Below are 8,775 nucleotides of genomic sequence, written 5' to 3'. Positions count from 1 at the left end.
CAGGATCAAACTCTCAAGTTGAAAATTTGATAATTGGCTATTTTGGTCAAAGCATTCTTCGTTGCCGAAAAACACTCAGAACCGTGGTCACGCTCAAATTTGACGAGAACATATTTACACACCAACTTTAATCTCAAAGGCCGAAGCCTAAGATCAAAGCCAGGTAACATATTCTATCAAGAAACGTGTCCGCCAAAGTTCTGTTCGAATATTCCAAATCTCTTTCAAGACCCGAAACATTCAGCAGACAATGCCGCCCACGTTTCTCTTTCTTCTGTATAAAATTATCAAAGAACAGACAGTTTAAAACCGTCGAAAACTAAACCCGCTTAACTCCGCTCAACAATCTCAATCATCAGAACCATTCGGCCCAACTCTCAATCTCGTCTCGCTCCGTCGCTGCGGTGCCGGGTATCTAGTCTACATCGTAAACCGTGTCAACCCATTTTTTTCAAGAAATTCACAGCCTTACAAACCGTTCCTTCCTCAACACATCAACAAGACTTCCATCTTACCAATGCCGCCCAACTAACCACTCTCAACATCTCTGTCAATCGCTCTCGCTGAACTACAAGGACGAGGCAACATGCCGCTAGCAGCGTCGCCGCCCTCGTTGGAAGCCATATAGACCCCAACAAACAATTCTGTCAACGCGTATTCGTTCGTTTTTTGAATCTTTTTTGACAATTTTCCTTGTTTGACAGGTTTTCCACTATCTCCGCTTATATAAGCAAGGGCAAAACCAATTGAATAACGCCGGCAAGAGCCACAAACCGGCCTCATTATCCCATTAGCGTCGGCGCACATTATAAAGCGCAGCTCGAACTGCTGTGAATAACGTATATGAGCCCACTTATCGTTGACTTACTGTGTTGCGGCTGACAAAACTCAACAGCCTGCTTGAGGGACTTCCATAATAAGGGAAGACGCCATGTGTCGGATTGCAGCAATGCTGCTTTCTGGAAATGATGTTCATGCACTTATATATGCGTGCATCCAGATTTGAAGAAGGACCTGCACCCGCAGCATGAAAGATTTGGGGCCACACAATGTGAATCCGGGTGACGAACCTCCGCTTACAGTGGGCGGTCGACGTCGCCCGCCTGATCGGCGTGAGGTATCAGCGCGCTGGCTCGTAGGTACATTTCTGACAGGTGTCACATCTTGTATGCTTATCGGCGTCGCATTGTTTGCAGCGCTCGACGGTCGTGAACAATTGGCCACGCCGCCAGAAATCCTAGCACGCGCCGATATGCCTGGCGTTACCAATGATACGAATGCCACCAAGGGTTCGCGTCTTGTAAGTACGATTTCCAAACAGAAGGCGAATGACCGCCGCCACTTTGAACTTTCAACTATGCAAAAGGTGGGTGAACGCGAAGTCATCCGCACGCGGCCTTTTGAACTCGTGAGCATGTCACTCGCCGTCGATCATCCCACAAACCGGAAATATCCCGCTTTCAATGCGATGACCGTTTTCTCCGAAGGGCCCGCAGCACCGCAGCCGACGGATACCGGCCAGATTTATGGTGCAAAGGTTGAGAGCGAGGTTAGCCTGCGCGTAGCAGATTTCCCACTTAATAGTGCGAGCTTTGACCCTTCGAATGATCTGACGGTTGATGAAGTGGAAAAGGTCGTTCGTGATACCGGTGTTTTGCTCACCGACGGCGATGTTCAAGTTGCTTCTCTACACTATGTCGATCCGGCACGTTTTGGAGGCGTTGACTCCTCTTTCGCACTGAGTCCAGCCCTTGGCGTGAAAATCACGCAGGAAAATGTGACTGTCGCCCAGCGCGCTGACGACGAAGAAGCCACTGACGGATTTTCTGAAGAGCTAATTCCCTTCCGCCAAACGATGGATATCAATCAGGCTTTGCAGAGTGCCGGTTACACGGACGACGATGCTTCGAATATGGCTGACGCTATTACGAAGCTGCTCAATTCGCCTCGTCTGAAAGAAGGAAGCGTGCTGCGTGTCGGCACCGAGACGCATAATGGCGAAGATAAAGTCGTTCGAGCGAGTGTATATCACCGCACGACACACCTGGTAACGGTTTCACTCAACGACCGTAATCAGTATGTGCCATCCGATCAGCCCGAAGAAACGCCGCTTCTTGCTTCTGCATTTGATGGCGATGCTCCGCCAACTGCGATTCGCGGCAATCTTCCGAGTGTCTATGATGGGATCAGCCGTGCAGCACTTGCTTATGGCATGACGGAAACCATGCGCGAGCAGCTCGTAAAGATGCTGGCGTCCGATGTTGATCTACAAGCACGCCTCTCGCAGAGCGACAAGATCGATGCTTTCTTCTCGCTGCCTGATGACCCCGAAAAACCGGACGGCGATTCACAGCTTCTTTATGTAGCCGCCAATTTCAGCGGGACGACGCGAAAGTTCTATCGCTATCAGGCCCCGGATGGCAGCGTTGATTATTTCAACGAAGATGGAAAAAGCGCGAAGCAATTCCTGCTGCGCAATCCAGTGCCAAATGGCGTGTTCCGCTCACCATTTGGAATGCGCCGCCATCCAATTCTCGGTTATAGCCGTATGCACACCGGCGTTGACTGGGCTGCCCCTCGCGGGACCCCAATCATCGCATCCGGTAACGGTGTCGTTGAAAAAGCTGGTTGGACAAACGGCTATGGCAACCAAACCTTGCTTCGTCATGCGAATGGTTATGTCAGCAGCTATAGTCACCAGAATGCAATTGCGCGCGGCGTAACCGCTGGCTCACGCGTGCGCCAAGGGCAAGTTATCGGTTACGTTGGATCGACTGGTCTCTCAACCGGACCACACTTGCACTACGAGCTCATCGTCAATGGCACCAAGGTTGACCCGCTTCGCATTCGTTTGCCGGATAATAAAGCGCTGAAAGGCAAAGAACTTGAGGCCTTTAATCAGGAGCGCGAGCGCATTGATACGCTGCTGAACACAGATGATGCCGGCACTAAGCTTGCATCGACAGGAACCACGAAGAGCTAATTAGTCAGCCCGTTTAACAAGATCAATATAAAACACCCGGAAATCGCTACTGATTTCCGGGTGTTTTTCTTTTTAGCAGATGATCTTCAACCGTGCTTATTCCGTAAACTCAACAGTTACGCCCGCTTTGACGAGCTTCGCTAATTCTTCCGCATCCCAATTCGTCAAACGCACACAACCATGACTTGATGTCTTGCCAATGCGTGAAGGTTCGGGAGTTCCGTGAATCCCGTAAGTCGGCTTTGACAGTGCTATCCAGACTGTGCCAACCGGTCCGTTTGGACCCGGTGGAATAGTCAGCACCTTATCATTAGCACCCTGCTTGAAATTGATTTTCGGATTGTATGTGTAATTCGGGTTAATCGCGATGCGCTGCACCTGCACGATCCCCGAAGGCGATGGCGTATCAGAAGAACCAATTGTTGAAGGGTAAGCGACCACGAGCTTGCCATTTTCATCATAGCCCCGGACCTGCTTGCGACCTTTATCGGCGATGATGCGTGCAACCTTTGCACGGACAGGCTTGCCAAGGCTTGGCACCCTCACAATGGAGCCCGGCTGATTAAAATTTACACCGGGATTGATCTCTTTGAGATAGGCCTCATCGATATGAAACTTTTCACCAAGCATTTCGGTTACCGACGTATAGGCCATAGCCGGTAGCTGCGCCTTATGAGCATAATCATCCGGGATCGAAGCCACATATTGACGGCCGACATCTTCATTGGTGATGGTATATTCTGTGAAAGCCGGACCGCCTGTTGCCTGCAACTCGGCCTCAATTGAAGCTTCATCGGTTGGGTTGAGGAACTTGCCCGTCATTTCGCTATAGGCCGCAGCAGCCTTATCGACATTAGAGCCTGAACGACCATCAATCACGCCCGGCGAAGCACCTGCCCGATCAAGCAAAACCTGATAGGCAGCAATCTTCTGTTTTGCACCCTGCCCTTTCGGCATTTCAATGGCGGGCGTCATATCATCGGCATTGGGCACAGCATGTGGCTGTGTCGATGGCTGTTGATAGCCCGGATCGCGATTGATGCTTGCAGTCGGTGATTCCGTATCTGGATATTCCGTACCCGCCGGTGGCAGCTCGGAGCGCTGAACCTGTCCGTCGCGATTATAGTCATAAGCAGGCGCTGATGGTGCTTCCGGGTAATAATTCGGATCTTCTGGCACATTGCCGAACCCATCAGAAGGCGCACCGCCGCCTACCGGACCGCCAGACCAGCCATCATCTTGCTGATTACCACCAGCATAACGGCCAGAATCGCGCGGGTCTTCAATATTGAGAACGCGTCCGCGACGATCAATCGTGACCTGCCGACCATATTCGTCCGTATAAACACGCACACCGCGATCGCGACCACGATCATTATTTCGATCATGTCCCCAATCGAAGAGCTGTGCCAGTTGCACGGGTTGCGAAACGTGGGGGGTCGCATCGCGCTCATCCGCAAAGGCTGAACCACCTGCTGCAAGAATGATTGCAGAACCGAACAAACCGAAGCGAAGCATGTTTAAGAGATGCGACATACAAGAAACCCTGAATTACCTTACATAAGGGATGCAACTATATGGTTAACAATTAATTACTCAATAACAGCAAATGCCAGATGAACTGGACATGAAGATGGCCTTCTAAAGCGATGCTTTATAAAAAAAGCGCCGCAATCGAATGATTGCGGCGCTTAATGGATAATATTGATAAGGCCTTATGCCTTTTCGTCCTCTTTCACAGGCTCGCCTTCACCCATCACGCGGATGGGACGGAAGTTAAGCCGATCCGAGCCGGGCAAAATCTTGACAATCGAACCATCAAGAATATCCCCCAGCAGAATGCGTTCGGCCAGAGGGTCTTGAACTTCCTTCTGGATAACGCGCTTCAACGGGCGCGCACCATAAGCCGGATCATAACCCTTGTTAGCCAACCATTCACGGGAATCGTCTTCAAGTTCCAGCGTGATCTTGCGATCATGCAACAGAGCCTGCAAACGCTTCATCTGAATGTCGACAATCGAACCCATATCCTCACGACGCAACCGATGGAACAGGATGATTTCATCCACACGATTGAGGAATTCCGGACGGAACGAAGCCCGCACGACACCCATCACTTCATCACGAACACTTTCAACGTCTTCATTCTCGCCAAGATTGACGAGATATTCAGCGCCAAGGTTCGAGGTCATGATGATCAGCGTATTGCGGAAATCAACCGTTCGACCCTGACCATCCGTCAGACGACCATCATCAAGAACCTGAAGCAACACGTTGAACACATCAGGATGCGCCTTTTCGATCTCATCGAACAGGATCACCTGATATGGCCTGCGCCGCACAGATTCCGTCAGAACACCGCCTTCTTCATAGCCGACATAGCCGGGAGGTGCGCCAATCAGCCGGCTCACAGAATGCTTTTCCATGAATTCCGACATATCAATACGCACCATAGCCGTGTCGTCCTGAAACAGGAACGAAGCCAAAGCCTTGGTCAACTCAGTTTTGCCCACACCGGTTGGTCCAAGGAAAATGAACGAGCCGATTGGCCGGTTCGGATCCTGAAGACCTGCGCGTGCACGGCGAACAGCTTTTGAAACAGCCTGAACCGCTTCACCCTGTCCGACAACGCGTTTGCCGATTTCGTCTTCCATGCGCAAAAGCTTTTCGCGTTCGCCTTCCAGCATCCGTTCAACAGGAATACCTGTCCAGCGCGCAACGATCTGCCCGACATGTTCCGGCGTCACGGTTTCCTCAAGCAGCGAGCCTTTGTTCTCGCTGCTTTCAGCATCGACAAGTTGTTTTTCAAGCTGCGGAATTGTGCCATAGGCCAATTCACCAGCCTTCTGGAATTCACCGCTGCGCTGAGCAGTCGCCAAAGCATTGCGTGCTTCTTCAAGCTGACGCTTCAAATCTGCCGCAAGCCCAAGCTTCTGCTTTTCCGCCTGCCATTTCGCTGTCAGTTCCGCTGATTCCTCTTCCAGATCAGTCAGTTCTTTTTCGAGACGCTGCAAACGATCAATAGAAGCCGTATCGGTTTCGACCTTCAGTGCTTCGCGCTCAATCTTGAGCTGCATCGCACGACGATCGATCTCGTCCAACTCTTCCGGCTTTGAATCAACCTGCATACGCAGACGCGATGCAGCTTCATCGACAAGATCAATAGCCTTATCTGGCAGGAAACGATCCGTAATATAGCGGTTCGAAAGCGTTGCTGCCGCAACAAGTGCCGAGTCGGAAATACGAACCTTATGGTGCTGTTCATACTTTTCCTTCAAACCACGAAGGATCGAGATCGTATCTTCAACAGTCGGCTCATCAACAAATACTGGCTGGAAACGACGCGCAAGCGCCGCGTCCTTCTCAACATATTTGCGATATTCCTCGAGTGTGGTAGCACCTACGCAGTGCAACTCACCACGAGCCAATGCAGGCTTAAGCAGGTTCGATGCATCCATCGCACCGTCAGACTTGCCTGCACCCACAAGCGTGTGCATTTCATCAATGAACAGGATGATCTGGCCCGCAGCAGTCTGCGTTTCCGAAAGCACGGCCTTCAGACGCTCTTCAAACTCACCACGATATTTCGCGCCAGCGATCAACGCACCCATATCGAGCGCCATCAACTGCTTGTCTTTCAGTGATTCCGGCACGTCACCATTGACGATGCGCAGGGCAAGACCTTCGGCAATTGCTGTTTTACCAACGCCAGGTTCACCAATCAGCACCGGATTGTTTTTGGTGCGACGCGACAAAACCTGAATGGTGCGACGAATTTCTTCATCACGGCCAATCACCGGATCAAGCTTGCCCGCACGTGCATCTTCCGTCAGATCGCGCGCATATTTTTTCAGCGCATCGTAATTGCTTTCAGCAGAAGCGGAATCGGCTGTGCGGCCTTTACGCATGTCATTGATAACCTTGTTGAGCGCGGTCGGTGTCACACCGGCAGCAGCCAGAATTTCAGACGTTTTTGCAGACTTTTCGATAGCAAGTGCTGTGAGCAAACGCTCAACCGTGACAAAACTGTCGCCAGCCTTGCTTGCCAGCTCTTCAGCAAGGGTAAAAACCTTTGCCAATGGCTGAGCCAAATAAAGCTGATCGTTACCGCCGCTTACTTTTGGCAGTTTTTCGAGCGCTATCTGCAAACCCATACGCACATCAGTGATACGGCCACCCGCACGCTCAATGAGCGACGCAACAAGGCCCTCGTCATCATCGACGAGCACTTTCAGAAGATGTTCCGGGGTAAACTGCTGATTGCCCGAGGAAAGGGCGAAAGTCTGGGCTGACTGAATAAAACCGCGAACCCGTTCGGTGTATTTCTCAATATTCATAATGTCTCCTTTTCCTTCCGACCCATTCTGGCATCGGAAGACTTTTGGTGACGGAGCCACCGAATTCGGCTGGCTCACTATCCAAGGAGAAATATGGGAAGATCATTGAAGTTCGGCAAGGCCACAAAAGCCAAAAGCGTGCAAATAAAAATGGCGCGGAAAACCGCGCCATCTTTTTGAAATCAAACATATTGCCAATCAGGCTTTATGCATCAGAATCCGCTGTTTCAGGAACTTCATCCTTAGGAACGCGACGCGGGCGACCCGGACGACGTGTAACACGGGCTGGAGCTTCTTCCTTAGCCGACGCTTCAACAGATGCTTCGGCAGCAGGTGCAGGCTTTTCAACAACCGGTGCTGCTTCTTCCGCAACTTTTGCAGGCCTTTCAGCGCGCTTAGGCTTTTCAACCACTGGCTTTTCTGCAACCGGCGTTTCAACTACCCGCGCTTCAACAACTGGCTTCTCAACAACTGGCTTCTCAACAACTGGTGCTGGAACTGGCTGTTCATCCGAAACCGCAGCAGCAACTGGTGCATCTATGACTGGCTGATCGGACTGCTCATCCGCATTGAAGCGTTCGCGCTGTGGGCGACGACCACGACCAAGACGGCGCTGATCACGTCCGTCACGGCCTTCGCGGGCATCACGACCTTCGCGTGGCTGCGAACGGTTGTCAGGGCGGCCATCAGATCGATTGTCGGAACGATTATCCGAACGGCCTTCCGAACGACTTTCACTACCATCTTCGCCGTAAACAACTTCAGCTGGAGTGCCTTCAATAACAGGCTGCGGGCCAGAACCATTGACTGGCTGGTGCACAGGAGCGGCTGGCACGAAGCCGCCTTCATCCTCATCGCCACCATCATTGTCGAAGTTTTCTTCGCGCTGATATGGAATATTCTGCGCTGCCATAGCAGCCATAATGATGCGATTATAATGTTCTGCGTGCTGAAGATAATTTTCAGCCATAACACGGTCACCAGACGCCTGCGCGTCGCGGGCCAGTGTCGTATATTTTTCTGCAACATGCTGAGCATTGCCGCGGATTTTTACATCCGGACCATTGCTTTCATAATTACGCGACAGAGGATTGGGGCCCTTGCGGTTGTTATTGTTGTTATTATTATTGTTATTATTCCCCCGTCCGCGCATACGCCTGTTCTGCTGTACTGGCCTCATCGTCTTCTCTTTTCAGATTAAAGGGCGTCAAATTCCTGTGGCTTAAAGCCACCGGCTTCGCATTATCGAGCCATGGAGGAAGCACACCCTAAAACTTCCCACACATCGAATTGTTAAGAGTTCCGCATCGCCCACCAAAGACAACGCGAACTTTCCGGCTTGGCATTTGCAAGACCCTCCGAAAAGAAAAACTCTCCGGAACTATTTTTGAAAGCCGTGCACTTCCGTACAAACCATCCCTTGAGAAAAACCCTCACGGGAGCATGACCTTATTC

At 51.2% G+C, this 8,775-nt stretch carries 4 protein-coding genes; 1 reads left to right on the top strand and 3 read right to left on the bottom strand.

What is annotated here, in order from left to right:
• The first annotated feature begins 1,027 nt into the window (after positions 1 to 1,027).
• Entirely contained in the window at positions 1,028 to 2,983 is a 1,956-nt protein-coding gene (locus ACOZHT_RS06420) for a M23 family metallopeptidase (protein ID WP_339508937.1), read from the top strand.
• A 96-nt stretch (positions 2,984 to 3,079) separates the two neighbouring features.
• Here ACOZHT_RS06420 and ACOZHT_RS06415 read toward each other — a convergent pair whose 3' ends face one another.
• The 3 genes from ACOZHT_RS06415 to ACOZHT_RS06405 form a co-directional block, all read right to left on the bottom strand.
• Positions 3,080 to 4,519: a L,D-transpeptidase gene (locus tag ACOZHT_RS06415; RefSeq protein WP_339508938.1), complete on the bottom strand. Its 1,440-nt coding sequence runs from the start codon at positions 4,517 to 4,519 to the stop codon at positions 3,080 to 3,082.
• A gap of 179 nt (positions 4,520 to 4,698) precedes the next feature.
• The gene (gene clpB / locus ACOZHT_RS06410; RefSeq protein WP_339508939.1) at positions 4,699 to 7,320 is read right to left on the bottom strand and encodes an ATP-dependent chaperone ClpB; all 2,622 of its coding nucleotides are present in this window, start codon (positions 7,318 to 7,320) and stop codon (positions 4,699 to 4,701) included.
• Between the two features lie 205 nt (positions 7,321 to 7,525).
• Entirely contained in the window at positions 7,526 to 8,500 is a 975-nt protein-coding gene (locus tag ACOZHT_RS06405; protein WP_421565387.1) for a DUF4167 domain-containing protein, read from the bottom strand.
• Positions 8,501 to 8,775: the final 275 nt, after the last annotated feature.

The organism is Ochrobactrum sp. EDr1-4 (assembly GCF_049199085.1).
Classification (GTDB): domain Bacteria; phylum Pseudomonadota; class Alphaproteobacteria; order Rhizobiales; family Rhizobiaceae; genus Brucella.
Note: the sequence above shows the minus strand (reverse complement) of the source record. Positions and strands in the feature narration are given on the sequence as shown.

What these genes read in the sequence shown, in the direction of transcription:
- ACOZHT_RS06420 (WP_339508937.1), top strand. Translation starts at nt 1,028, where the DNA reads ATGAAAGATTTGGGGCCACACAATGTGAATCCGGGTGACGAACCTCCG.
- ACOZHT_RS06405 (WP_421565387.1), bottom strand. Translation starts at nt 8,500, where the DNA reads ATGAGGCCAGTACAGCAGAACAGGCGTATGCGCGGACGGGGGAATAAT.
- ACOZHT_RS06415 (WP_339508938.1), bottom strand. Translation starts at nt 4,519, where the DNA reads ATGTCGCATCTCTTAAACATGCTTCGCTTCGGTTTGTTCGGTTCTGCA.
- clpB (WP_339508939.1), bottom strand. Translation starts at nt 7,320, where the DNA reads ATGAATATTGAGAAATACACCGAACGGGTTCGCGGTTTTATTCAGTCA.